Origin of the sequence: Citrobacter rodentium NBRC 105723 = DSM 16636 (genome assembly GCF_021278985.1) — a bacterium.
In the GTDB taxonomy this organism is placed as follows: Bacteria; Pseudomonadota; Gammaproteobacteria; order Enterobacterales; family Enterobacteriaceae; genus Citrobacter_A; species Citrobacter_A rodentium.
In genome coordinates this window covers 2,545,946-2,571,408 of sequence record NZ_CP082833.1, presented here as the reverse complement: position 1 = coordinate 2,571,408, position 25,463 = coordinate 2,545,946, and the positions used below count along the sequence as shown (strand labels likewise).

Annotated in this window: 18 protein-coding genes and 1 pseudogene; 4 read left to right on the top strand and 15 right to left on the bottom strand. The window is 57.9% G+C overall.

The features are described 5' to 3' along the window. Positions 1-4 precede the first annotated feature (4 nt). The 13 genes and pseudogenes from recD to K7R23_RS25790 form a co-directional block, all read right to left on the bottom strand. Entirely contained in the window at positions 5-1,840 is a 1,836-nt protein-coding gene (recD, locus tag K7R23_RS12165; protein WP_012907006.1) for an exodeoxyribonuclease V subunit alpha, read from the bottom strand. Next, complete coding sequence (gene recB, locus K7R23_RS12160) at positions 1,837-5,385, bottom strand: exodeoxyribonuclease V subunit beta (protein WP_012907007.1); 3,549 nt, start codon at positions 5,383-5,385, stop codon at positions 1,837-1,839. The genes recD and recB overlap by 4 nt, the downstream gene beginning before the upstream one ends. Further along, entirely contained in the window at positions 5,378-8,266 is a 2,889-nt protein-coding gene (gene ptrA, locus K7R23_RS12155; protein ID WP_012907008.1) for a pitrilysin, read from the bottom strand. Before ptrA ends, recB begins: the two co-directional genes overlap by 8 nt. 110 nt (positions 8,267-8,376) lie before the next feature. Beyond that, on the bottom strand, positions 8,377-11,748 hold the full coding sequence (recC, locus tag K7R23_RS12150; RefSeq protein ID WP_012907009.1) for an exodeoxyribonuclease V subunit gamma: 3,372 nt from the start codon (positions 11,746-11,748) through the stop codon (positions 8,377-8,379). Between the two features lie 15 nt (positions 11,749-11,763). After that, a complete protein-coding gene (locus tag K7R23_RS12145) occupies positions 11,764-12,084 on the bottom strand; it encodes a prepilin-type N-terminal cleavage/methylation domain-containing protein (RefSeq protein ID WP_012907010.1) in 321 nt (106 codons plus the stop codon). Next, positions 12,069-12,476 (bottom strand): DUF2509 family protein, encoded by a 408-nt coding sequence (locus tag K7R23_RS12140; protein ID WP_012907011.1) that lies wholly within the window; start codon positions 12,474-12,476, stop codon positions 12,069-12,071. Before K7R23_RS12140 ends, K7R23_RS12145 begins: the two co-directional genes overlap by 16 nt. Next, positions 12,473-13,036, bottom strand: a complete 564-nt coding sequence (locus K7R23_RS12135; RefSeq protein WP_012907012.1) for a prepilin peptidase-dependent protein — start codon at positions 13,034-13,036, stop codon at positions 12,473-12,475. Before K7R23_RS12135 ends, K7R23_RS12140 begins: the two co-directional genes overlap by 4 nt. Beyond that, complete coding sequence (locus K7R23_RS12130) at positions 13,027-13,497, bottom strand: prepilin peptidase-dependent protein (protein WP_012907013.1); 471 nt, start codon at positions 13,495-13,497, stop codon at positions 13,027-13,029. The genes K7R23_RS12135 and K7R23_RS12130 overlap by 10 nt, the downstream gene beginning before the upstream one ends. 183 nt (positions 13,498-13,680) lie before the next feature. Beyond that, entirely contained in the window at positions 13,681-14,475 is a 795-nt protein-coding gene (gene thyA / locus K7R23_RS12125) for a thymidylate synthase (RefSeq protein WP_012907014.1), read from the bottom strand. Positions 14,476-14,481: 6 nt separating this feature from the next. Continuing rightward, a complete protein-coding gene (gene lgt / locus K7R23_RS12120; RefSeq protein WP_012907015.1) occupies positions 14,482-15,357 on the bottom strand; it encodes a prolipoprotein diacylglyceryl transferase in 876 nt (291 codons plus the stop codon). Positions 15,358-15,558: 201 nt separating this feature from the next. Further along, positions 15,559-17,805 (bottom strand): phosphoenolpyruvate--protein phosphotransferase, encoded by a 2,247-nt coding sequence (gene ptsP / locus K7R23_RS12115; protein ID WP_012907016.1) that lies wholly within the window; start codon positions 17,803-17,805, stop codon positions 15,559-15,561. Positions 17,806-17,817: 12 nt separating this feature from the next. Beyond that, positions 17,818-18,348, bottom strand: a complete 531-nt coding sequence (rppH, locus tag K7R23_RS12110) for an RNA pyrophosphohydrolase (protein WP_012907017.1) — start codon at positions 18,346-18,348, stop codon at positions 17,818-17,820. Positions 18,349-18,708: 360 nt separating this feature from the next. Further along, positions 18,709-18,846 (bottom strand): annotated as a pseudogene (locus tag K7R23_RS25790) (hypothetical protein); the annotation flags it as partial. A 186-nt stretch (positions 18,847-19,032) separates the two neighbouring features. Between K7R23_RS25790 and mutH the strand changes: the two are divergent. The 4 genes from mutH to K7R23_RS12090 all read left to right on the top strand — a co-directional run bounded on the left by mutH (position 19,033) and on the right by K7R23_RS12090 (position 22,006). After that, positions 19,033-19,728 carry a DNA mismatch repair endonuclease MutH gene (gene mutH / locus K7R23_RS12105; protein WP_012907019.1) on the top strand — a complete coding sequence of 232 codons (696 nt, stop codon included), beginning with the start codon at positions 19,033-19,035 and terminating at the stop codon, positions 19,726-19,728. Positions 19,729-19,790: 62 nt separating this feature from the next. Beyond that, the gene (locus K7R23_RS12100; RefSeq protein ID WP_012907020.1) at positions 19,791-20,504 is read left to right on the top strand and encodes a TerC family protein; all 714 of its coding nucleotides are present in this window, start codon (positions 19,791-19,793) and stop codon (positions 20,502-20,504) included. Between the two features lie 135 nt (positions 20,505-20,639). Further along, positions 20,640-20,858 (top strand): lipoprotein YgdR, encoded by a 219-nt coding sequence (ygdR, locus tag K7R23_RS12095; RefSeq protein WP_024132829.1) that lies wholly within the window; start codon positions 20,640-20,642, stop codon positions 20,856-20,858. A gap of 107 nt (positions 20,859-20,965) precedes the next feature. Next, positions 20,966-22,006 carry an NADP(H)-dependent aldo-keto reductase gene (locus tag K7R23_RS12090; RefSeq protein WP_012907022.1) on the top strand — a complete coding sequence of 347 codons (1,041 nt, stop codon included), beginning with the start codon at positions 20,966-20,968 and terminating at the stop codon, positions 22,004-22,006. Between the two features lie 103 nt (positions 22,007-22,109). Here K7R23_RS12090 and lplT read toward each other — a convergent pair whose 3' ends face one another. Together lplT and aas are read right to left on the bottom strand one after the other, a co-directional pair. Next, the gene (gene lplT / locus K7R23_RS12085; protein ID WP_012907023.1) at positions 22,110-23,306 is read right to left on the bottom strand and encodes a lysophospholipid transporter LplT; all 1,197 of its coding nucleotides are present in this window, start codon (positions 23,304-23,306) and stop codon (positions 22,110-22,112) included. Then, positions 23,299-25,458, bottom strand: coding sequence for a bifunctional acyl-ACP--phospholipid O-acyltransferase/long-chain-fatty-acid--ACP ligase (gene aas, locus K7R23_RS12080; RefSeq protein ID WP_012907024.1), 2,160 nt, complete (start codon positions 25,456-25,458; stop codon positions 23,299-23,301). Before aas ends, lplT begins: the two co-directional genes overlap by 8 nt. Positions 25,459-25,463 lie beyond the last annotated feature (5 nt).

Genomic DNA, 25,463 nt, shown 5'->3' with positions numbered 1-25,463 from the left:
CCGCTTATCCGCCCTCCGCTTTGCCGCTAAACAGCACCGACAAACCGCTACGCCGCTCGGTGCGCGTCGCTACCGCGCTGCTGAGGATCTGCTCATCGGCATACAGCGACAGGCGCTGGCGCGCGCGGGTCACGGCAGTGTACACCAGTTCGCGGGTCACGACCGGCGTGCGCTGGGTAGGCAACACCAGCGCCGCATGATCGAACTCCGATCCCTGCGATTTGTGCACCGTCATCGCCCAGGTCGTTTCATGCTCCGGCAGGCGGCTGGGCTGGATATCTTTAATGCTTCCGTCCGGCATCGCGAACCAGACCCGCAGACCCTGTCCGCGATCGAGGGCGATGCCGATATCGCCATTAAACAGCCCCAGCGCGCTGTCGTTGCGGGCAATCATAATCGGGCGGCCTTCGTACCAGCGCGAATAGGGCTGGCGACGGATCCTACGCTTGTTATGCATGGCCTGCTCAAGACGTTCATTCAGTCCGCTGACGCCAAACGGCCCTTCGCGCAGCGCGCAAAGTAGCTGAAACTCATTAAAAGCCTGAATAACCAACGACGGATCGGCACGCTCAGCAAGCAGTTGCAGATAGCGGCCATAACCGGTCAGCGCGTCTTCCAGCATGGCCCCGTAATCTTCACTACTCCTGAGCATCCGCTTCTCAATGTCGCTGAACGCCTGCCGGAAAACGGCGTTTATCGCAGCCTTATCGCCACGGTTTATCGCCGCCGCCAGCAGGCCGATGCCGGAATCATGCCCAAAACGATAGCTTTTTTGCAGCAGACAGAGGCTGTCGCGCAGCGATGCCGCATCGTCTCCGCTGCCAGCCGGAACCGGCATCCCCGTCAGGCGGCTCAGCTGCCGCGCCCGCTGCGGCGTATAACCTGCGTTAACATACGCGCAGATATCGCCCAGCACCGCCCCTGCTTCAACCGACGCCAACTGATCGCGGTCACCAAGGAAGATAACGCGGCCATGCGGCGGCAGCGCGTCGATCAGCCGCGACATCATCGGCAGGTCAATCATCGACGCTTCATCAACCACCAGCACATCAAGATGCAGCGGGTTGCCCGCGTGATAACGCAGACGCTGACTCCCCGGCTGCGCGCCCAGCAGGCGGTGCAGCGTACTGGCATCGTCAGGGATCCTTTTTTTCTGTTCATCGGTCAGCGGCAGCTGGCGTAACGCCTTGCCTAACGACTCTGTCAGACGCGCGGCGGCTTTCCCCGTCGGCGCCGCCAGCCGGATACGGCAGCGCTGGCCGTCCGCCATCTGAATCAGCGCCGCCAGCAGGCGCGCCACGGTGGTGGTTTTGCCGGTGCCTGGCCCGCCGGAAATCACCGAAATACGGCGGGTCAGCGCCACCGCCGCCGCCACTTTCTGCCAGTTGATCTCATCGGTGGTCGGGAACAGCGTTTCCAACGTTCTGCTCAGCAACGCCTCATCAACCTCGATGGGCTGGTTCACCTCGCTAAAAAAGCGGGCGACCGTGCGTTCATTGCACCACATTCTGTTGAGATACAGACGGTCGCCGTGGAGGATCATCGGCGATGGACGATCGCCGCGGCTCACGGCGTCAGAGGCAAGCAGACATTCCGCCCAGTCCGTCGGCTCACCGGTTTCACTCAGACAGGCGGCAAGCAGCGGGGGAAGCTCGTCTTTCTTTGCTAATCGCGCCAGCGGTAAACAGACGTGCCCTTCCCCGGCATCCCGGCTGAGCAGCGCCGCCGCCAGCGTCACAGCAGGCTCATTTTCACCGGCGACCGCCAGCGCGAATTGCGCATCCAGCGGACGAAGCTGCTTTTGCGCCACGGCTTCGAGCAGTCGCTCCTGTAACGTCATAGCGTCTCCTCCTGTGCAATACCGGCAAACATTTCGTCCATGCGGGCAATAAGCTCGCGGTGCGGGCGGGTCGTGTAAATACCCTGTTCTGGCTGTGCGCGATCCACGCCGCGTAAAAACAGATAGATTACCCCGCCAAAGTGGCGCTCATAGTCATAATCCGCGATACGGTGCCGCAGATAGCGGTGCAGCGCAAGGGTGTAAAGCTGATACTGCAAATCGTAACGGTGTGCCTGCATCGCCGAGGCCATCGCTTCCGGGGTATAAGCCTGGCTGTTTTCACCCAGCCAGTTCGATTTGTAATCCAGCAGGTAATAGCGCCCCTGATGACGAAATACCAGATCGATAAACCCCTTCAGCATACCGCGAACCTGGGCAAACTCCAGCGGCGGACAGCCTGCCGAAAGCGGATCGTACTGACGAATCAGCGCATCCAGCTCACCGGCGATAAGCGGCTGCGCGATTGGCAGATAAAACTCCATCTCAACCTGCTTTTCCCGCGCGCTAAGCTGGCTCAGAGTGACGCCCGTTTCGTTCAGCGGCGCGCGCAGTATCGCCTCAATCCACGCGGTGAGCGTGGGCTCCCACTCTTCCTCATAGCCGCCCAGCTCAAGCTTTTCGCGAACCCAGGCGGCATCCACCGGCTGGGTAAAATCGAGATCTTCAAACAGGCTATGCAGGAACGTTCCCGGCGACGCGCCGCGCGGGAACTGGTGCGGCGTGCGCTCCGGCGCCAAAACCGTCGCCTCGCCAACGCCCGTGGCGTCGATATCCAGACGCGGCATAAGATCCTGCGCGATGCCGTGTCCACGCTGTTGCAGGCCGGAATAGCTGGTCACCCGCCAGCTGTCGCCAGGGGCGCGCCGCACCCGTCGGGCATTCAGCGACGCGCTCACTTCGTCCGACGACGGCAGCGACGCCGTACTGGCGACGTCCGGCATCCGGCAGTGAATATTCTCATCGCATATCGCCCCGATAGCGGCGCGAAGCCCGGCGGCATCTTTCGCTTCGCCCTTTTGCAGCAGTCGGCCAAGCGCGCTCTGATGAATGTCCGTATCGCCTTTTTTGTCGCCCCGACGCCGCACCAGCGGCGCAACGCCCAGGCTACAGTGCCAGATGGAACGGGTCAGCGCCACGTAGAGCAAGCGCAAATCTTCCGCCAGCCGTTCAGCCTCGGCCAGCGCGATGCTCTCCTCGGCATGGCTGAGATCCAGCACCGCTTCAAATGAGTTGCGATCGTGATAAAAGGCCTGATCCTGAACGCGGAAATTGGTGATAAACGGCAGCCACACCAGCGGATATTCAAGCCCTTTTGATTTGTGAATGGTGACAATCTGCACCAGATGTTTATCGCTTTCCAGACGCATTTGCTGACTGGCGGCATTGCTGTCCGGCTCAAGGATATGCTGCGAAAGCCAGCGCACCAGCGCATATTCGCTTTCCAGCTGCGACGCCGCCTCCTGCAACAGCTCGCTGATGTGCAGAATGTCGGTCAGCCGACGCTCACCGCCCGGCGTCGCCAGCAGATTTTCCGCGATATGCTGCGATGACATCAGTTTGCGCAGCATCGGCATAACGCCACGTTTTTGCCAGATCTGACGGTAGTCGACAAACTCTTCCACCACCCGATCCCATGCGCTTTCGCTTTCATTAAGCGTTTCGATATCGCGGGCGTTTAGCCCCATCACAGAGGTCGCCAGCGCGCTACGCAGGGTGTTCTCCCGTTCCGGAGTCATCACCGCCTGTAAAATCCAGAGCATCTCCTGGGCTTCCAGCGTTTCGAACACGCTGTCGCGGTTAGAGAGGTAGACGGACGGAATGGCGAGCAGAGTCAGGGCATCACGCACCAGCGCCGCTTCCTGACGGCTTCTGACCAGTACGCTAATATCCGATGCGCTCACCGCGCGCGAATGGTCGCCGCGAACAAGAAGGGCCTCGCCACGCTGTCCGGCTTCCAGCCAGTCGCGAATTTGCGCGGCGCAGACCTGCGCCATATAGCTCTGATAGTCGCCTACGCCGCAGCTCTCCCCTTCCATCAGCCACATCGTCATCGCTGGCTGAGTTTCCCCGTGGAACTCAAAGCGCAGCGACTGGTTTTTCCCGGCGGACTTCACCGGCTGGAATGGAATTTCGCGGAACATGAAGGCGTCATCCATCTGAGTGAACAGCCTGTTAACGCTGTTGACCATGCCCGGCGCGGAACGCCAGTTGGTGTCAAGCGTATAGCGCGCGCTCACTTCGCTACGCGCCTTCATATAGGTAAAGATATCCGCGCCGCGAAAGGCATAAATCGCCTGCTTCGGATCGCCTATCAGTAACAGCGCAGTCTCCGGCTGCTGTCGCCAGATTCGGCGAAAAATACGGTATTGCTGGGGATCGGTATCCTGAAATTCATCGATCATCGCCACCGGAAAACGGGTACGTATCGCCGCCGCCAGCGCATCGCCGCTCTCACTGCGCAGCGCGGCATCCAGTCGACTGAGCATATCGTCAAATCCCAGTTCGCCGCGGCGACGCTTTTCACGGGCAACCGTCTCACGGATCTCTGCCAGCGCCCGCGTGATCACCAGATCGCGGATGGTTAACGGTTCCGCCAGCAGCGCGTCGATGGCGACAAACAGCGGATGTTCAGGAACAACGCCGCCCGCCTTGGTGCGTTCCGCCAGGAAACGCTGCGAAAATTTATCCAGCGCGTCCGGTAACTGGTAGCTGAGCGTTTCTTCCTGCGCCCAGGCGCTGATCTTCTCGATCCATTTGCCCTGATTGCCGCGATTGAATTTGCGTCGATCAATGCCGGAAGACTCCAGCAGCCCCTCCAGTTCATCGACCGATTCACACCATTTTTGCTTGAGCGCATTAATTCGCCCGACAATGGCTTCATGGCGGGAGGCCAGCGTTTCGTCCGCTGGCGGCGGCGCTTTAATAACCGGCGCCTCCCCTTGCAGGTAACGATTGATATCCGCCAGCAAAGCCTGCGGGCCTTTCCACGTCTCAAACACCACCTGGGCGATTTCGCGCGGTAAAGGGTAGCAGTGACGCCGCCAGAAATCGGCGCAGGCCTGATAACGCAGCAGGGATTCATCTTCAATGAGCTGTAGCTCAAACAACATGCCGGATTCGAAGGCGTTCATGCTCAGCATACGCTGGCAGAAGCCGTGGATAGTAAAAACGGCCGCCTCGTCCATCTGCCGTTCGGCCAGCAGCAGCCACTGCGCCGCCTGTTCTTTATCGTCGATCTCCGCCAGCAGACCGGCATAAAGCGGATTATCGGTGGCATTGCGCAGACAGGCGATACGCAGTTCATGGATATTACTGCGAATACGACCGCGCAACTCTTCGGTGGCGGCCTCGGTGAAGGTCACCACCAGTAATTCTTCGACGGTAAGCGGACGGGGAAAGGCGGCGGAACCGCCTAACCCAAGCAGAAGGCGCAAATAGAGCGCGGCGATGGTAAAGGTTTTTCCGGTGCCGGCTGAGGCTTCAATCAGGCGCTCGCCCGTAAGGGGCAAGCGCAGGGGATCAAGGGGCTCGGCGACATCATTCATTCTTTTCACTCAACAGGGGCATAGTTTGCTGCAACGCGCTGACGCTGTCCCACACTTTCCAGCCTTCCGGATGAACGTATTCCGCTTTGCCATTCTGGCCGCCGGAAATTTGTGACAGTATCGCCATACCTTTCGGCGCAATCACAGCCTGGTGAAAGAAGTCGGCCAGTTTTTGCGGCGTCAGCAGCTTTATCTGGGCCACGATTTTATCACGCGAATCGAAGCGCATATTGCCGCGATCGAAATCTTTGCTTATTTTCCCCGCCTCTTCACCCAGCGTTTGCGGCGCCTGTAGCATCTGCGCCACGATTGACTGCTGGATCTGGGCAAACTCTTCAGGTTTCATTGCCCGCAGCTTTGCTTCTGCGGTAGGGAAAAACGCCCTGTAACGCTGCCAAAGATAACCCGGCTGTTTGTCGCTGCTTTGCAGAAGGAAACCCATTCCCCACTGGCGTCCGACGCTCATCGGAAAGGCGAATACCGCATACCCTAACTGCTCTTCGGTACGCAGCTGATTGTAAAACCACGGCTGGACGATCTGGCTCAGCATCGCGCTGTAGGCTGAACTGGCATACTCATCGTAGCCCGTGGGAACGAATACCGCCGCCAGCGCGGAGTCGGTGCTGCTGCCCGCTTTTTCAAAAATAACGGACTGCTTTTTATCCACCAGCACGTCTTTGTTGCGACACCATTCCGCTCCGTTCGCGCCAAGCTGTTTTTGCATATCGCGCGCCATCGTCATCACCTGCGCTTCGCTCATGTTACCAATAGCGAGGAACTCCGGGCGAGCGCCGGTTTTTAACGCCTCGCGATAGGCCATTACCTCTTTCAGCGTGATCGACGCCAGCAGCGCACGGCGCTCGTCGCGGGAAAAATAGGGCACCTGCGAGAGCATCTGCACCGGCATAATCGCCTGTTCATAGGCTTTGCCTTTTTCAGCGGAGTCCAGCATCTGGCTGTACCAGGATTTCGCCTGCGCCAGCTGTTCTTCCGTTGCGGTGTAGCTGAAATAGCCCGTCAGCAGCGCCTGGAAAAGCTGGGGCAGGCGCTGAGTGTAGCCGTTGGCATTGAGCATCAGGCCGTTGTTGGCGTTGGTGGAAAAGCCGATTCCGCCAACGGAGGCCTGGTTGGCTAACTGGTCAAGCGCAATGCCAGCCAGATAGTCATTCAGGGCGAACATAACCTGATTCCGGGCGCTGTTCATCGCCTGCGGATTGCGCAAAATCACGCTGACATCCGCTCTGGGCTCGCTGGCGAAATACTGGCTCGGCGCATACACCACGCGCAGTCCCGGCTCGTCGACAATCAGCGCCGGACGGGCATATTTCTTCTGCGGTTTAACCAGCGTGAAGTCGTCCGGAATATAGGGGTTAAGCTCCGGCAGCGACAGCGCGATGCCCTGCGCTTTTTTCTGCCACGCGGCAAAGGTCTGTTCGCTGATTTTGTCGACCTGATACGGGGCGTCGACAAAGTACGCCGTTTTGTTGTGCGGCTCCTGCGGGCTGATGTACCAGATGCGCGCATTTTGCGGCGTCATCATCGCCAGACGTTGCTGAATTGCTTTTGCGTCGTAGCGATCGGCAATGTTCACGGCATCCAGAGTGTGGGCCACCGGTACGCGAATCATGGTATCGGCAAGCCACTCTACGTAGTCCATATCCCGGGTAATTGACGGATAGCGGAAGTCGAGATCGAGAACATGCGCCAGTTCGTCAAAGTAGCGTTTATCGACGCCTTTTTCGCGCAACAGGTTGAGATAGCCGAAAATAGCCGCCGCCACCTCTTCGCGGTTAGCCAGTCCCTTGTCGGTAAGCGTTGCGGAGATCGCCAGCACGCCGCTGTTGCCGTTCACCACCGGATCGGCGTCGGCGCGGATGCCTTCCACCAGCCCCTGCTTTTGCAGCCAGTCAGAGAGCGTTCCCGGCGTGCGGTTGCCAATCAGATAGGCGATCAGTTCGTCCGTTTTACTGCGGAACTGCGCGCTGTTATTGTCGATGCGAAACTCAACGCGCAGCACTTTTCGCGGCAGCGCAGGAACATAGTGAATAATGATCCCTTTCTGCGCGTCGGTGACCACCGGAACGGTAATTTCCGGCTTTTTGATATTTTTGTTCGGCACCCGGCCAAAGGTCTCAGCAGCCATCTTTGCCAGCTCCGGCAATGGCTTATTGCTGTAAATCACCGCTTTCATCAGGTTAGCGGAGTAATACTTGTTATGAAAATCGAGTAACGCCTGCTGCACCGGATTACCGGGCTTATCGCTCAGGGTTTCAAGATTACCGCCGGAAAAACGCGCCCCCGGATGCGCCGGGTTAATGGTTTCCGCGCTGACCTGCGCCATTCGCATCCCGTCGCGGGTTCGCGCCATAGTGAGCTCCGCGTTCACCGCATTGCGCTCACGATCGGCATATTTCTTATCCAGTAGCGGTTGTGCTACGGCGTCCGCCAGACGGTCAACCGCGCCTGTCAGCGCGTCGTTATCCACTTCCAGATAGTACGCCGTGCGATACGGCGCGGTGCTGGCGTTATGGCTACCGCCGTGCAGCTTGAGGTATTCCGCGAGGCTGTCGGCCTGCGGGTATTTTTTGGACCCCATCAGGCACATATGTTCGAGATAGTGCGCCAGCCCCTGATGCGCGTCCGGATCTTCCAGCGACCCGACGGGCACCACCAGCGCAGAGAGAGACTTTACCGCCTGCGGATCGGATACCAGCAAGACCACCATCTCATTGTCCAGACGCACGGCCTGATACTGACGGGTATCTTTATCGCTTTTACGGATGGTTTCCGCAATGGGTTGCCAACCGGTATCTGCCTGACTTAAGGGCGCCCAGAAGGCGACTAACAACAGTAACGCTTTGAACAAGGTGCTGCGGGGCATTCAAAAACCTCATCATTAACTTTCTTTCTGCGCAAAGATACGCCGGATACGGCTTTGGGCAGGGCATCGCATCTTAAAGGAAGCCTTCAGGATGCGCAATTTTTATACAATCATGACGGCTGATTAAATCTGAAAAGCGGAAGCAGGTAACGTTGTGATTGCGCGATAATGGTCTCAAGCGTACCGGGATCCAGTTGCCGCCATAGCCGCTGATACCAGATATCATCGCCTTCGCCGCGTATCACCATATTGCCTTCGTAGGCCTGCAAAAACTTCGTGCGCGCCTTTTGCCGCGTTTCGTCGTCCTCTAACATGGCATCATTTACCGCGTCATAACAGGCTTTTATCCATGCGCCGCCGCTCTCCGGCAACACCAGAAGCGGCGAAGACATTCCTTCCCGATACCCATCAATCAACTGCGCCAGATAATCCAGCGCCTGCGCCGCCTCTAACGGCGGGAAGCGCCACTCTCCGTCTTTGCGCAAAAACAGTCGGCTTTCGCCTGTTCCTCCGCAGGCACAATAGACAAGATGTTCAAGCCAAAGTTGCAGTCCCTGCGAAACGCTGATAAGCGAAGGCCGCCAGCGCAGCAGGCCATCCTCCTGCACCTGCGGCAGCCAGCCGGTCAGTTGAACGCCATGACAGTGAAGATCAATCTCCATGCTCTGGCTGGGCTGACGGCAGGCGATGATTTTGTCAGCCAGGGTTTGCATTTCCTGATGCTGCGTCTCCCAGAGGATCTCGCCAAACGCGCCGTAGGGCAGATCGCCCGCCGCACGGAAGCGGCGGAACAGACGCTCAGCATCGCCCTCTTCCACCAGCGCGTTCAACAGTTGCTGGTTTAGCTGATAGCGGGTCAGCCCCTCAAGGGTAAAGGGCTCCGTATCAGGGATTTCGCTCTCTTCGGAGCGGAAATTGACCCGTAAACGCATCTGGAAAAACGCCCGTACCGGATGCGCCCAGAAGCGCTGTAGCGTTTCCAGCGAGAGCGTCTCCGGCATTTCGAACGCCAGCGGCTGCACGAAATCAGAGTGGGCTTCGCCGCTGCGGCTTGCCGCCGGCAACCATTCGCTGGCATAGCTCTGCCGCTCGCCGGGCAGGAAGTTCTCGCTGTCAAAAGGCATCCGCGTATGGATACAGGTGACATGCGCCTTCACCCGCTCTTCGCTCTCATCGCAGGTTAGCGCTTCGTCCCCCGGTAGATAGTGGCTTTGCCCGATGTAGTCCAGCAGCTCCTGGACTAACACAGAGGGGAAACGCTCGCTGTTATCCTGAATTGAGCGTCCGATATAGCTGATATACAGCTTCTGCTGGGCGGAAATTAAGGCTTCGAGGAACAGATAGCGGTCGTCATCACGACGGCTGCGATCGCCGCGCATCGGTTTCAGGCTCATCAGATCAAAGCCCAGCGGGGGCATCTGCCGCGGATAAACCCCGTCGTTCATTCCCAGCAGGCACACGACTTTGAAAGGGATTGAGCGCATCGGCATCAGGGTGCAGATATTCACCGGACCGGCCAGGAAACGCTGGCTGATCCGCTCCTGATCCAGCCGCTGCGCGAGTTCGTCACGCAGTAGCGAAAGCGGTACCGCATCACCGTATTCCGCCCCCAGCCCTTCGGCAACGATCGCCTGCCACTGCTGCTCAATAAGCGTCATGGCGGCTACCGTTTCGCTATCCGGCAGGAAGAAATCGTTAAGCATCTCCCGACAGACCGGCAGCCACTCCGCCAGCGGTCGCTCCTGGGACAGACCGCGACGCCAGATATTAAGCTGCATCAGCAGTGACGCCAGATGCCCGACCAGTTCTGCAATCAGCCCGCTGGACTCGTCATATGGCAGAACGGACTGCCATTCGCCCTGGGCGCTTTCCATCGCGTACCCCAGCAGCATTCGCGTCAGGCCAAACCGCCAGGTATGCTGCCCTGTCGCCGGAAGCTCCAGTTCGCGCACGTTATCATCATCTATCCCCCAGCGGATGCCGGATTCATTCACCCACAGACGCAGGTAGCGCAAGCCTTCTTCGCTGATGTTGAAACGCGCCGCCAGCACCGGGACGTCAAGCAGGGCCAGCACATCCTCAGAGACAAAACGGCTGTCCGGCAGCGACAGCAGGCTGATAAACGCCTGCAACACCGGATGCGACTGGCGGGCGCGACGATCCGAAATGGCATATGGCAGATGACGCTCAGGCGGAGCGCTGCCAAATACGGCCTGAATAAACGGGCTGTAGCTGTCGATATCCGCGACCATCACGATAATATCGCGCGGCGTCAGCGTTGGGTCCGCTTCCAGCATCGCCAGCAGACGATCGTGGAGAATTTCCACTTCGCGCTGAGGGCTGTGGCAGACGTGAAAGGTCACGCTGGTATCATCCGGATCGAGACGGCGCTTGCTGTCGCTACGCGAGTACTCTTCCAGGCTCACTCCGGCTACCGCGTGATTTTCCAGTTCCAGGATATCGGCCTGAATGTTATGCAGCAGGTTATCCGGCGTGATATCGACAAACGCATCCAGCTCCTGACTGTTTTCCAGTTCGGAAAGCAAATAAATATAATCGCGCCCCAGCTTGCCCCATGAGGCCAGCATCGGGTTGCCGACGTCCTGTTCGCCGTCGCTGTTAAACAGGCTGCCGGCAGAGGCGCCGTCACGAAACAGCGGCAGATGACGGTCTTCAAAGCTGTGCCGCCGCTGTCGCGCCAGCAGTTTTGCCAGATACGCAGGATCTTTGATATCGCCCCAGTAATAGCGACATGGGTTGGTAAAGAGCAAATGGATGTCAATGTGTTTGCCAAGCGCCTGGAGCGCCTGAAGGTAAACCGGCGGCAGCGCCGAGATACCGCAGATAAACACCCGCGAAGGTAAGCCGGGCGGACAGGTATTGGCGTTTTCAAGGGTCTGAATAAACCGCTGATAGAGGCTGGCGCGATGCCAGCGCGGCTGCCCCAGCCGATCGGTGTACTCCACCAGCGCTTTCCACAGCGGCGCCTGCCAGCGCTGGGCTTCTCCCAGTCCTTCCACCCTTCGTCCCGCCTCCCACTGGGTTAACCATTCAGGACGGAACACCAGATACTGGTCGAACAGATCCGCCGCGCGCGATGAAAGCTGGAACAGCTTACGTTTGTCGGTATCGTCCGTCAGATAGTGGCGCAACAGCGTAAAGTCGTCATGCCCAAGCAGTTCCGGCAATAGCGTCATTAGCTTCCAGCTCATGCTCTGTTTGTTAAAGGCGCTCTCTTTCGGGATCCCCGGTAAGACGCGCACAAACATGTCCCAGATAAAGCTGGCGGGCAGCGGGAATTCGATATTGGCGGCGATGCCGAATTTTTGCGACAGGGTCATCTGTAGCCACTGCGCCATACCGGTGCTTTGAACCAGAATCATTTCAGGTTCAAACGGATCGTCCAGCCGCTCGCGTTCGACGATAAACTCCATCAACGCTTCCAGCACATCCAGACGGTTCGAGTGGTAGACCCTTAACATGGAGACTCCTGACAACTAACGGTCAGGGCAATGCAGGCGCGTCATTTGCCCCTGCCTGCCCAACGGTGAAAACAGCTTAGCGCTGATGCTGACACATCCCGCCTGCGTTGTCTGCATTCTGTTAACCTGCCAGTCCGCGGGTGGCGAAAAGGAACGCAGTTGCGTTTGCTGCCAGCCCTGTCGCCAGAGCTGGAGATACTGACTGCGAACAATAAAACTGCTCATCAGCGCGCGCTGATATCCGGCAAGCGCGGTGACCACCATCACCATCAGCGCCACAGCCAGCAGCACCTCCGGCAGGCTGAACCCGCGTTGACGACTCAGGGAAGCTGGCATAGCGCGGCCTCCCGCAACGGGCAAAAATCGCTCCAGCCATGCGGCGAGAAAACGGCGGCTCCGGCTACCCACTCACCCAGTCGCCACAGGGATGTTCCCTGAAACTGAGTAATCAGCAGCAGTTGATTGTCGGCGAACATGCGCAGACAAACCGGAACCTTTTCCGCTGCATAATACCGACAGGGCCGCGCCGGATCGGCCTTCCACGGCTGCACCCTGCCCCACTCCATTGCTGACTGTACCAGCGCCTGACGCTGCAAGGCTGTGCTTTCCATCGCCACGCGAGTAGCAAAGCTGGCGTGCTGCTGGTTCACCCCCTGTAATAACAGGCTACCAAGCGCTAACAGTAGCAAAACCAGCGCCAGCGAGGAGACGCCCCGCTCACGGTTCACAGATTGTACCCCGTGACGCTATAGCGCGCGTCGATAACCCTCTGCGGCTGCGCCCACGCCACGCCGCGCAGGTGCACGGTCAGAACAGGGGCAAAACCCGCGACATCCTGACGCTCGACCTCAAAGGCGGTAATGCGCAGCGTGTCGGGGTCGGTCATTTTATCCCAGCCTTTATCGGTGCAGGAGCCTGCTCCCCGCAGCGTTTCCAGGACATTATTTTTCAGGCGAAACCCGGTCTGTTCCGGCTCTTTTAGCGATCCGCGTTCCCAGACGCCGTTACCGTTGGCGTCCCACTGCGCGATAACGCACTGCCCCTGTTCAGCCAAGGTAAGCCCCTTGCCGCCGCAGTTGCCATAACAGTACCCGGCGCGCTGAAGATGCTTCGCCACGGTATAAACCCGTTGCCACACCTCCTCTTCCAGCGAAAGTTGCAGGGTGTGCTGTAAAATATCCCGCTGTAAAGCGGGCAGAAACCGGGCGGCGCCCAGCAGCAACACACTGCCAATCGCCATCGCAATCAGCACTTCAGGCAACGAAAACCCTCGCGTATTCACCAGCATGACGCCGTGTCGCCGCGTGCGCAAAGACGAATGCGCCCCCAGGAAGAAATCACCAGCCGCCACTCCCCGGCCGCATTTTTCAGGCGGATATGTCCGGCCCACGCGGTGTTGCGCAGGCCAAAAAATGCCAGAGAGGGGGTGATTTCCACGACTCCGACATCGCGCCATAATGGCGTAAAGACCAGCGCGGAGCGCGGCTGGCAGGTAGCTTGTCCGGCAGCCGAACTGATAAGACACCATGATGCTTCCTCCCTGACGACGGTAATAACGTGGTCGCGGTTATGCCAGTTGGCGTCTTCCCGCAACTGCAGCAAAAAGTCGCGCACCTGACAGGCGGTCTGCCACAGGCGCTGCTGTTGCTGCCAGCGCTGCCAGCCGTACAGTCCTGTCGCGCTCAGGCTGACGATAATCAGCATCGCCGCCAGCATTTCGATGAGCGTATAGCCCTGCTGTTTTTTCATGGCGGCAGTATGACGCGGCGGAAAATAAAAACGAGGGGAGAATTCAGCGTCTTCGGCGCGCTACGAGGAAAATTTAACGCGTTGCAGCGGGTTGCAAAATTTCAGGAACCCGCGCCGAAAAATCAGCTACAGGGATAAAAAAACCGACGCACAGAGGCGTCGGTTATGGCAGGATGGCGGCGATCAGATAGCGACCGGCGCTTTGATTCCCGGATGCGGATCGTAGCCTTCGATTTCAAAGTCGTCGAAACGATAGTCGAAGATGGAGTCAGGTTTACGCTTAATCACCAGCTTCGGCAGCGCGCGCGGCTCGCGGCTCAGCTGGAGGCGCGTTTGCTCCAGGTGGTTGCTGTACAGGTGCGTGTCGCCGCCGGTCCAGACAAAATCGCCCACCTCGAGGTCGCACTGCTGCGCCATCATGTGCACCAGCAGCGCGTAGCTGGCGATGTTAAACGGCAGGCCGAGGAAGACGTCGCAAGAGCGCTGGTAAAGCTGACAGGAGAGCTTGCCGTCCGCGACGTAGAACTGGAAAAACGCGTGGCACGGCGCCAGCGCCATTTTATCCAGTTCGCCGACGTTCCATGCGGAAACGATTATCCGCCGTGAATCCGGGTCGTTTTTTAACTGCTTCATCACCGTGGCGATCTGGTCGATGTGGCGGCCATCCGGCGTCGGCCAGGCGCGCCATTGTTTACCGTAAACCGGGCCGAGATCGCCGTTTTCATCTGCCCATTCGTCCCAGATGGTAACGTTGTTTTCGTGCAGGTAAGCCACGTTGGTGTCGCCCTGCAGGAACCACAACAGCTCATGAATGATTGAGCGCAGGTGACAACGCTTTGTCGTCACCAGCGGGAATCCTTCCTGCAGGTTAAAACGCATCTGATGGCCAAAAATGGAAAGCGTTCCGGTTCCGGTACGGTCGTTTTTCTTGGTGCCTTCATCCAGCACTTTTTGCATCAGTTCTAAATACTGTTTCATGGTTCCTCAGGAAACGTGTTGCTGCGGGCTACGGCGATAAGCCCAGACCATCATGATCACACCAGCGACAATCATCGGAATCGAGAGGATCTGCCCCATGCTGATGTACTGTACCCATTCACCGGTGAACTGCGCATCCGGCTGACGGAAGAATTCAACGATGATGCGAAACGCGCCGTAACCAATCAAAAACAGCCCGGAAACGGAGCCCATCGGGCGCGGTTTGCGAATAAACAGGTTAAGAATGATAAACAGCACCACCCCTTCGAGCGCCATCTCATACAGCTGCGAAGCGTGGCGGGGCAGTACACCGTAGGTATCGAAAATGGATTGCCACTGCGGGTTGGTCTGCAACAGCAGGATATCTTCGGTGCGCGAGCCGGGGAACAGCATAGTGTACGGGAAATTGGGATCGACACGGCCCCACAGTTCGCCGTTGATAAAGTTACCGAGGCGACCAGCGCCGAGGCCAAAGGGGATCAGCGGCGCGATAAAATCAGAGACCTGGAAGAAGCTGCGCTTCGTGCGTCTGGCAAAGATAATCATCACCAGAATCACGCCGATCAGGCCGCCGTGGAAGGACATACCGCCGTCCCAGACGCGGAACAGATACAGCGGGTTATCAAGAAACAGCGGGAAGTTATAGAACAGTACGTAACCAATACGGCCACCGAGGAAAACCCCAAGGAAACCTGCATAGAGTAAGTTTTCAACTTCATTTTTGGTCCAGCCGCTACCGGGGCGGTTGGCGCGGCGCGTTGCCAGCCACATCGCAAAAATGAAACCCACCAGATACATTAAGCCGTACCAGTGAAGCGCGACGGGTCCTATTGAGAAAATGACCGGATCGAATTCCGGAAAATGCAGATAGCTACTGGTCATCTGTCACCACAAGTTCTTGTTATTTCACTGAAAAAATTCAGCGCACGAGAAGTACGCCCGCAGCTTGCAGGCGTTCCAAAGGAACGAATGATAGCATAAGGGGCGCACCGCGGCGGCTGTCAGGTTGTAAAAGTTCTGTCAGGAGTCGGACAGAGGCGCCGTGTTGCCGGATGGCGGCGGCAATGCGGATCGACCTGCCGTCTACAGCCCCCCACGAATCAATCCGCCCATGCCACGCCGCTCCATAAACGCCGCCACTTGGTGACGCACTTCCGTTGCCAGCTGCGCCTCAAGGCTGCGCCGGGCCAGCGTTTTCGCCTCTTCAAAATCAATATGACGCAGCAGGTACTTCACCCGCGCCACCGAGCGACCATTCATCGAAAGATGGCGGTAACCCAGACCAATCAGCAGCGCCACGCACATCGGATCGCCCGCCATTTCACCGCACAGCCGCAGGTCGATGCCGCAGCGTTCGGCCTCGCTGGCGATCATTGATAGTGCCCGCAACATGCCCGGATGCAGGCTGTCGTAAATACTGGCGACGCGGGTATTGTTGCGATCCACCGCCAGAATATACTGCGTCAGATCGTTAGTGCCGACCGAGATGAAATCGATGCGGCTGGCGAGATGCGGCAGCATAAATACCATCGACGGCACTTCCAGCATGATGCCAATGCGTGGTCGGGGGATCGCATAGCCGATCATCTCCTCCACTTCGCGTCCGGCGCGTTCGATCAGGCGTCGCGCTTCGTCCACCTCATCAATGCTGGTGACCATCGGCAGCAGAATACTCAGGTTGCCGGTGGCCGCGTTGGCGCGCAGCATCGCGCGAACCTGGATCAAAAAGATCTCCGGCTGATCGAGGGTGATACGAATTCCCCGCCAGCCGAGACACGGGTTCTCTTCGCTGATCGGCATATAGGGCAGCTGTTTGTCTGCTCCTACGTCCAGGGTACGCAGCGTGACCGGCTTGTCGTTGAACATCTGCAACATGCCCTGATACTGCGCAACCTGCTCTTCTTCGGACGGGAAACCGCTTTGCAGCATAAAAGGAATTTCAGTGCGATATAGCCCGATACCGTCGATGCGGCTGCCCAGCTTCTCTTCATGTTCCGGACTCAGACCGGCGTTCAGCATCACCTTCACCCGCTCGCCGCTTTTCAGCTGCGCGGGCTGGTTAACGTCATCCTCCGCCAGGCGGCTGAGGGCGATTTCTTCGCTGATGAGACGCTGGTACTCCTGGATCAGTACCGGTTCAGGATCGACCAGCAGTTCGCCGCGATAGCCGTCCACCACCAGCGTTCGGCGGTGCAGCACCGACGGCTGGATATCGGCGCCCATCACGGTCGGGATCCCCAGCGCGCGGACCATAATCGCGGCATGCGAGTTGGCGGCGCCGTCGCGAACCACCACGCCCGCCAGCCGATCCTGCGGCAGCTCCGCCAGCGTGGTGGCCGACAGTTCATCGGCCACCAGGATGAAGCGCTCCGGCCAGGCGTTCGGCCCCTGCACGGCGTCGTCAAGATGAAACAGCAGACGCTGCCCGAGAGCACGCAGATCGCCCGCGCGTTCTTTCAGATAGTTGTCGCTCAGCGCGGCAAACTGCTCGGCGAACTTCTCAATGATCGTTTTGACCGCCCACTCAGCCACCGCGCCTTTATCCACTTCGGCGAACAGTTCCCGGCGCAGCCGGGCATCGGAAAGCAGGTGCGAATAGAGATCGAATATCGCCGCCGTCTCTTTTTGCGCCCCTGCGGCGTAGCGTTTGCTGTAGCGACGGAACTCGTTCGCCGCCTCTTCCAGCGCCCCGGTCAAGCGCTCGCGCTCAAGCGCCGGGTCCAGCGTGGAGGCCTGGTAAACCTGCTCCATCAGCGGCAGCGTCGCATCCTGCCAGCCCTCGGCAATGGCGACCCCCGGCGCGGCGGGTAGCGCGCGAATGCGCGTCTGGCGATACTGGCCAAACAGCGCGGTGAGCTGGGACTGCGAGAGGATGGCCGCCATCTGGGTGGCGAGGGTCACCAGGAAGGATTCTTCGCTTTCATCGTACTGGCGCAGCTCGCGCTGTTGCACCACCAGCACGCCCAGCAGCTGGCGTCGCTGAATGATCGGCACGCCAAGAAAAGCGCGAAAGCGTTCTTCTTTGACCGAAGGAATGTATTTAAAGCTGGGATGTTTTTGCGCATCGGCAAGGTTGATCGGTTCCGCCAGCCTGCCCACCAGGCCGACGATACCTTCATCAAACGCGAGCGCCACCGTGCGACCGCGCGGTTTTTTCAGCCCCCGGGTCGCCATAAGGTAATAACAACGTCGGTCATGATCGGCCAGATAGACCGAGCAGACCTCTGTTTCCATCGCAAGACAGATATCGGTGACCAGAATATCCAGCGCCTCATTCAGACGCGGAGCGCTGGCCACCTTTTCGACTATTTCGCGCAGGCGGGTGAGCATAATTTGCGTGGCTTAACCTCTTTTACGTCGATAAGCAGGTGCGCTTTGCGGCTTCGGCGTCGTTTCCTGAAGCGCCATGACAACACTTGCGAACTCTTTCATCACCCTGCGATAGACATCGCGTTTAAACGAAACCACTTGCCGAACCGGGTACCAGTAGCTTACCCATCGCCAGCCGTCGAACTCAGGAGTGCTGCTGGTTTGCATATTGATCTCCGCGTCCGCGCTCATCAATTGCAAAAGAAACCATTTTTGTTTCTGGCCGATACACACCGGCCTGGTATCCCAACGCACCAAACGTTTCGGTAACTTGTAACGCAACCAGTTGCGAGTAGAGGCAAGGATTCGTACGTCTTTACGGCTTAACCCAACCTCTTCAAACAGTTCCCGGTACATCGCCTGCTCTGCAGATTCTCCTGGATTAATCCCGCCCTGCGGGAACTGCCAGGAGTGCTGACCAAATCGCCGGGCCCACATCACCTGCCCCTGACGATTACAAATTACGATACCTACATTTGGGCGGTAGCCATCGTCATCAATCACCGGACTACCTCAACATAAACCTTATATACAAACGATTGTTTCACACTCCTGACAGGCGGTAAACCACTGTGTTAGCAAGCTGCGTATCTAATAACATTTGAATAACTCACAGTTAAGGCCAGAGTTATAAACAGAAGATTGCGATTTTGCGCAATTTTATTCACCTTTTCTGTGGATAGAGTTGTGAAAAAGTACGGAATTACCGCGGGAAAACCCGGAACAATCTGAATGACGGCATAACAGCATGAAGAAAATAACTGCTTATATTCATACAATTAGCTGTCTACTATAGTCGGTTTCCGGCTAAAAGGTGATATAAATCACATCAACGATCCTCACGCTGATGAAAGATCGAACAGTGCCGTATTTATCCACAGATTGTGCCAATAAGTTAAACACAATTTGGCTGAAAATTCGATTTTCGTCGCACGTCAAGGCTGTAAATGGAAACAGTAGTCGGGGTTTTTCACAGTTATCCCATCTTTCTGTGGATAACATGGTGTAAGATCCTGTTTATTTTCAGTGACCAGATTTGGAAAACCGTTTTTTCCGTTGCGCAACACTTGGCTGGCGTTGCTAAAAAGCAAGATAAATCATGGCATTGAATATGCGTTGTGGAAAAAGTTAAACTTCTTCACTGCGGCATTGATGCATTGTTCATTTTTTCACCTAAGGCGCGACCCAATGGCAGGACTTCAACCTTTACGCTTTCCCCCCGATTCCGAAGCACAGTTGCTCTGTCAGGCGCAGCAGCTATCGGGCTATTCGCTGGGCGAACTGGCGGCGCTGGCGGGCATTCAGACGCCGAAGGATCTGAAGCGCGACAAGGGCTGGATCGGCGTCTTGCTTGAACTCTGGCTGGGCGCCAGCGCCGGAAGCAAACCGGAGCAGGATTTCGCGGCGTTAGGCGTGGAGCTTAAAACCATCCCTGTGAATAGTCTCGGGCAACCGCTGGAAACCACTTTCGTCTGCGTTGCCCCGCTCACCGGCAACAGCGGCGTCACCTGGGAAACCAGCCATGTGCGGCATAAGCTCAGGCGGGTGCTATGGATCCCGGTGGAGGGCGAGCGCAGTATCCCGCTTGCCGAGCGGCGCGTTGGCTCCCCCGTGCTGTGGAGTCCGGATGAAGAAGAAGATCGGCAACTGCGTCTCGACTGGGAAGAACTCATGGACATGATTGTGTTAGGCCAGGTTGAACGCATCACCGCCCGGCATGGCGAATTTTTACAACTACGGCCGAAGGCGGCCAACGCCAAAGCGCTGACCGAGGCGATCGGTGCGCAGGGCCAGCCAATCCTGACCTTGCCGCGCGGCTTCTATCTGAAAAAGAACTTCACTCGCGCTCTGCTGGAACGCCATTTTTTGTTACAGCACCGTTAGGCTTTCGCCTGCCGTTTCTGAGGCATATAATTACCGTTTCTTTTTTGGCAGGACTTTGTTCAATGTTATTTGCATGGATAACCGATCCTAACGCCTGGCTGGCGCTCGGTACGCTGACGCTGCTGGAGATCGTGCTCGGGATCGATAATATTATTTTTCTCTCTCTGGTTGTTGCAAAATTGCCTACCGCGCAGCGTGCGCATGCCCGTCGCCTCGGCCTGGCCGCCGCGATGGTGATGCGTCTGGCGCTGCTGGCCTCCATCGCCTGGGTAACGCGCCTGACCAATCCGCTGTTTGAGATCTTCGGCGAGGCGATCTCCGCGCGCGATCTGATCCTCCTGCTCGGCGGGCTGTTCCTGATCTGGAAAGCGAGCAAGGAGATCCACGAAAGCATTGAAGGCGAAGAGGAAGGGCTGAAAACCCGCGTCTCCTCTTTTCTCGGCGCGATCGTACAGATTATGCTGCTCGACATTATCTTCAGCCTCGATTCCGTCATTACCGCGGTCGGCCTGTCCGATCATCTGTTCATTATGATGGCGGCGGTGGTTATTGCCGTCGGCGTGATGATGTTTGCGGCGCGGCCAATCGGCGAGTTTGTCGACCGCCACCCTTCCGTGAAGATGCTGGCGCTGTCATTCCTGATTCTGGTCGGCTTTACCCTGATTCTGGAAAGCTTCGATGTCCACGTGCCGAAAGGCTACATCTATTTCGCCATGTTCTTCTCTATTGCCGTGGAAAGCCTGAATCTGCTGCGTAATAAAAAGAACCCGCTATAATCCTTCAGTTCGCTCCCTGTGGGGAGCGAAACTCGCCGTTTTCACTCGCAGACTAAGAATTTACCGCTTTCTCTGCGCGTAACTTCACGTTATTACTAGACTATTATCAGACGAATGCCACGTGAGGATAACCAGATGAAAAAATGGGCAGTAGTGATTTCCGCCGTAGGACTGGCCTTTGCTGTTTCCGGCTGCAGCAGCGATTATGTCATGGCGACCAAAGACGGACGGATGATCCTGACCGATGGAAAACCTGAAATTGACGATGATACCGGTCTGGTGAGCTACCACGATCAGCAGGGCAACGCCATGCAAATTAACCGCGACGAGGTTTCGCAAATCATTAAACGTTGATGGTTGAGGTCAGCCTCAACGCTGGCCTCGACAATTTTTCTTCCCTTTTTCCCTTCCGTCAGCCATTTTTATAATCCTTATGTCGTGATTATAAAAAGGAAACGGCTATGCACTATCACCGTATACCCCACAGCTCGCTTGAAGTCAGTACGCTGGGTCTGGGCACAATGACGTTTGGTGAACAAAATAGCGAAGCCGATGCGCATGCACAGCTCAACTATGCCGTCGCGAATGGCATTAACCTGATCGATGTGGCCGAGATGTACCCGGTCCCGCCGCGACCGGAAACCCAGGGACTTACCGAAACCTACGTCGGCAACTGGCTGGCGAAGCATGGCAATCGTGAAAAGTTGATTATTGCGTCGAAGGTCAGCGGTCCGACGCGCAATAATGACAGCGTTATTCGCCCGAACCAGGCGCTGGATCGTAAAAATATTCGTGAAGCGCTGCATGACAGCCTGAAGCGTTTGCAGACCGATTATCTGGATCTGTACCAGGTACACTGGCCGCAGCGTCAGACCAACTGCTTTGGCAAGCTCGGCTACAGCTGGACGGACGCCGCGCCTGTAGTCTCGCTGCTGGACACGCTGGACGCGCTGGCCGAATTTCAGCGCGCCGGAAAGATTCGCTATATCGGCGTCTCTAACGAAACCGCCTTTGGCGTGATGCGCTATCTGCATCTGGCGGATAAGCACGATCTGCCGCGCATTGTCACCATCCAGAATCCGTACAGTCTGGTCAACCGTAGCTTTGAAGTGGGGCTGGCGGAAGTCAGCCAGTACGAAGGCGTCGAACTGCTGGCCTATTCCTGCCTGGCGTTTGGCACCCTGACCGGAAAATATCTGAACGGGGCGAAACCCGCCGGGGCGCGCAATACGCTGTTCAGCCGTTTTACCCGCTACAGCGGCGCGCAAACGGAAAAAGCCGTGGCGGCGTATGTGGATATCGCGAAGCGACATGGGCTGGACCCGGCGCAGATGGCGCTGGCGTTTGTTCGCCGTCAGCCGTTTGTCGCCAGCACGCTGCTGGGCGCAACCACCCTGGAACAGCTACAAACCAACGTCGAAAGCCTGCATCTGGAATTGAGTGAAGAGGTGCTGGCGGAGATTGAAGCAGTGCATCAGGTTTATACCTATCCGGCGCCGTGAGAATGAGTGCCTGATGGCGCTGCGCTTATCAGGCCTACGAGCGCACCATCCTCAGGCCCCCCCCCTCAGGCCGGATAAGGCGTTTACGCCGCCATCCGGCATGTTATGCCTGGCGGCGCTGCCAGATCCACAGCGCAGCTATCGCCGTCGCGAACAGGCCGCCAAAGCCGACGCCAACGGCGACCACCGGCACACCAACCCACACCGCCAGCGAGTAAAGCCCCAGCATCAGCAGCATAGCGCTGTTTTCACCGAGATTTTGCACCGCAATAGCGTTGCCCGCCCCGACGCTTCGCTTACCGCGCTCCTGCAATAGCGCGTTCAGCGGCACGACAAAAAAACCGCCCAGCACGCCAATCAGCATCAGCAGACCATAGGCCGGCAGCAAAGCGTGTTGCAGGGAAAAAATCACGACCACAACGCCTATCAGGATCCCCGCGGGCATACAGCGCGCAACGGTTTCCAGCGTCACCAGCTTTGCCGCCGCGCCTGCGCCCGCCACAATACCGATGGCGACCATCGCATTAAGATAGGTTGGCGTGGCGTTATCGGTGATCCCCAGCGCAACCGGCACCCACAGCACCAGCAGGAAGCGCAGCGTCACGCCCGCGCCCCAGAACAGGCTGGTGCCGACCAGCGAGAAGCGCGTTTCACCATTGCGCCACAGCGATGTGCAGGCGCCGAAGAAACTGCGGCTCATCTTCACCACATGCCAGGACTGTCCGGGCCGCGCGGCGACCAGTTTCGGTATGAACAGGTTTGCCACAACCGCCCCGGCGTAGGCCAGCGCGCAGGCGATCAGCGCGGCGATCACATGCCAGTCGGCCAGCACGCCGCCCGCCACCGATCCGAGCAGAATCGCTGCAATGGTGGAGGCTTCCATCAGGCCATTGGCTTTCACCAGCTTATCGCCGGTGGTCAGTTCACCAAGGATGCCATATTTCGCCGGGGAATAGGCAGCAGCGCCAATGCCCACCAGCGTATAGCCGACAAACGGGTTGAAGCCAAAGCAGATGCCCGCCGCCCCCAGCAGCTTCAGCGCGTTGGCGAACATCATTACCCGGCCTTTGGCGAAGCTGTCCGCCACCTGGCCGACAAACGGCGCAAACAGGATGTAAGCGCCCACAAACACCATTTGCAGGAGCGGCTGGCTCCAGTCCGGATAAAACTGCGCTTTCAGCAGCGCCAGCGTGGCAAACAGCAGAGCGTTGTCGCCAAACGCAGAGAGAAACTGCGCGGCGATCACCGACATCATGCCTTTCGACCAGATCGAACTGTTAGTGTGCACTGACTCACCCATTCTGTTGTTCTGTTTCATCAACCCAGCTTTTCAGGGTGACGAAGTCCGGCTTACCGCTGCCCAGTAACGGCAGCTGTTTCAGATGACGGATATCGCGCGGCACCGCCAGCTCCGGCACCCCGTGCGACCGGGCGTACTGCTGTAATTTATCGCGCGTCAGCTCGCTGTCGGTCGTAAAGAGCACCAGCGCTTCGCCTTTGCTGGCGTCGCTTTTGATTGCCGTCGCGTGCATTTTTTCCGGCGATACGCCCAGCGCCAGTTGCTCGACCATCTCCAGCGAAACCATCTCACCGGCAATTTTGGCAAAGCGTTTGGCGCGCCCCTGGATCTGTACAAAACCCTGTTCATCAAAGCGCACGATGTTGCCAGTGTCGTACCAGCCGCGCTCCAGTTCGCCCTGGGCGTTTTTCGCAGCAGGCACCTCCAGCACGCCCGGTTTTTCCACCCGCAGGTAGCCGTTCATGATGTTCGGGCCTTTCAACTGCAGGCGTCCGCCATCTTCAATACCGGGCACGGCCAGCAGGCGGGCATCCATTCCCGGCAGGAGACGGCCAACGGTGCCCGGCTTCGCCGCCATCGGCACGTTGATAGAGACCACCGGCGCGCACTCCGTCACGCCGTAGCCTTCAAGAATGCGCAGACCAAATTTATCCTGCCAGAGCTGCTTCGTACTCTCCTGTAGCTTCTCCGCACCAGCCACCACGTAGCGCAGACGATAGAAATCATACGGGTTAGCAAAGCGCGCGTAGTTACCGAGGAAGGTCGAGGTGCCAAACAGCACCGTACAGTTCCGGTCATAGACCAGTTCCGGCACGATGCGGTAGTGCAGCGGGCTCGGGTAAAGGAACACTTCAGCGCCAGTCAGCAGCGGCGTAAACAGCCCCACCGTCAGGCCGAACGAGTGAAACAGCGGCAGCGCCGACATAAAGCGGTCATTGGCGGTGAAATCGGCGATGGATTTGATCTGCTCGACGTTGGCCAGCAGACTTTTGTGGCTGTGCACCACCCCCTTCGGGTGACCTTCCGATCCGGAGGTAAAGAGGATCATCGCCGCCTCTTCCGGCTGCTGCCTGACCTGCGCCAGACGCGGCATCAGCAGATGGGCAAAAATCCACAGCTTGTCGGCGGTGGTGACATCCGCCTTCAGATCTTCCAGATAGACCCAGCGAACCTGAGTAAGCTGCTCCGGCAGATGCCAGAGTTTGCCTTTATCGAGGAACTGGCGGGAGGTGAAAATAGTGTTGATTTCAGCGGCGGTAATGGCGCTGCTCAGCCCTTTCACGCCAGCCGTGTAGTTCATCATCGCCGGTATGCGCCGACGGGACACCGCGCCGAAAATCACCGCCGCGCTGATGGCGGCATTCGGCAGCATCAGGCCGATTTTCTCCCCTTCGACGCTGTATTTTTCCAGAATACGTCCGACAAATAGCGTTTTGGTGAGCAGTTGCCGGTAGCTGTCCGGTTTGAAGTTGATATCTTCAATGCATTTTTTACCTGCGCCATAGCGGTACATTGCCGCCAGCAGCGACTCGTACAGCGTTTCGCGCGGGCGCACCGCCATCCGCGCCTCCATCATCTTCTGATGCAGCATCTCACCGGCGATTCTGCGGCGATCGCGCGCGCGCGGCGCGTCCGGCATCGGCAAGCGGGTCGGCGGCAGCACATGCAGGTGAATACGCGGGAAAAAACGACGTTTAACCAGCCCTTTCAGGCGGCTGAAATGGGTAAGCTCGGCCCCTTCAATACGCACCGGCACCAGCGTCGCCCCGGATTTCGCAGCGACGAATCCGGCGCCGTCGTAAATTTTCATCAGCGACCCCGTCGACGTAATGCGCCCTTCCGGGAAAATCACCACCGGACGGCCCTGCTCAATCAGCCGCACCAGGTGCTTAATGGCCATCGGTTTTGTGGGATCGAGAGGAACGAAGTCAATCAGCGCGGTTAACCAGCGCATATACCACTGCTCGCTGATGGAGGTATACACCGCAAACACCGGTCTTACCGGCAAAAACAGCGCCAGCAGGATGCCATCAAGAAAAGAGACATGGTTCGGAGTGATTAATACCCGCTCGCCATGCAGTGCTGTCATATCTCCCGTTACGCGCACCCGATAGAGCACGCGACACAGGTTACGGAAAAAGCCAAATAGCATTCCAA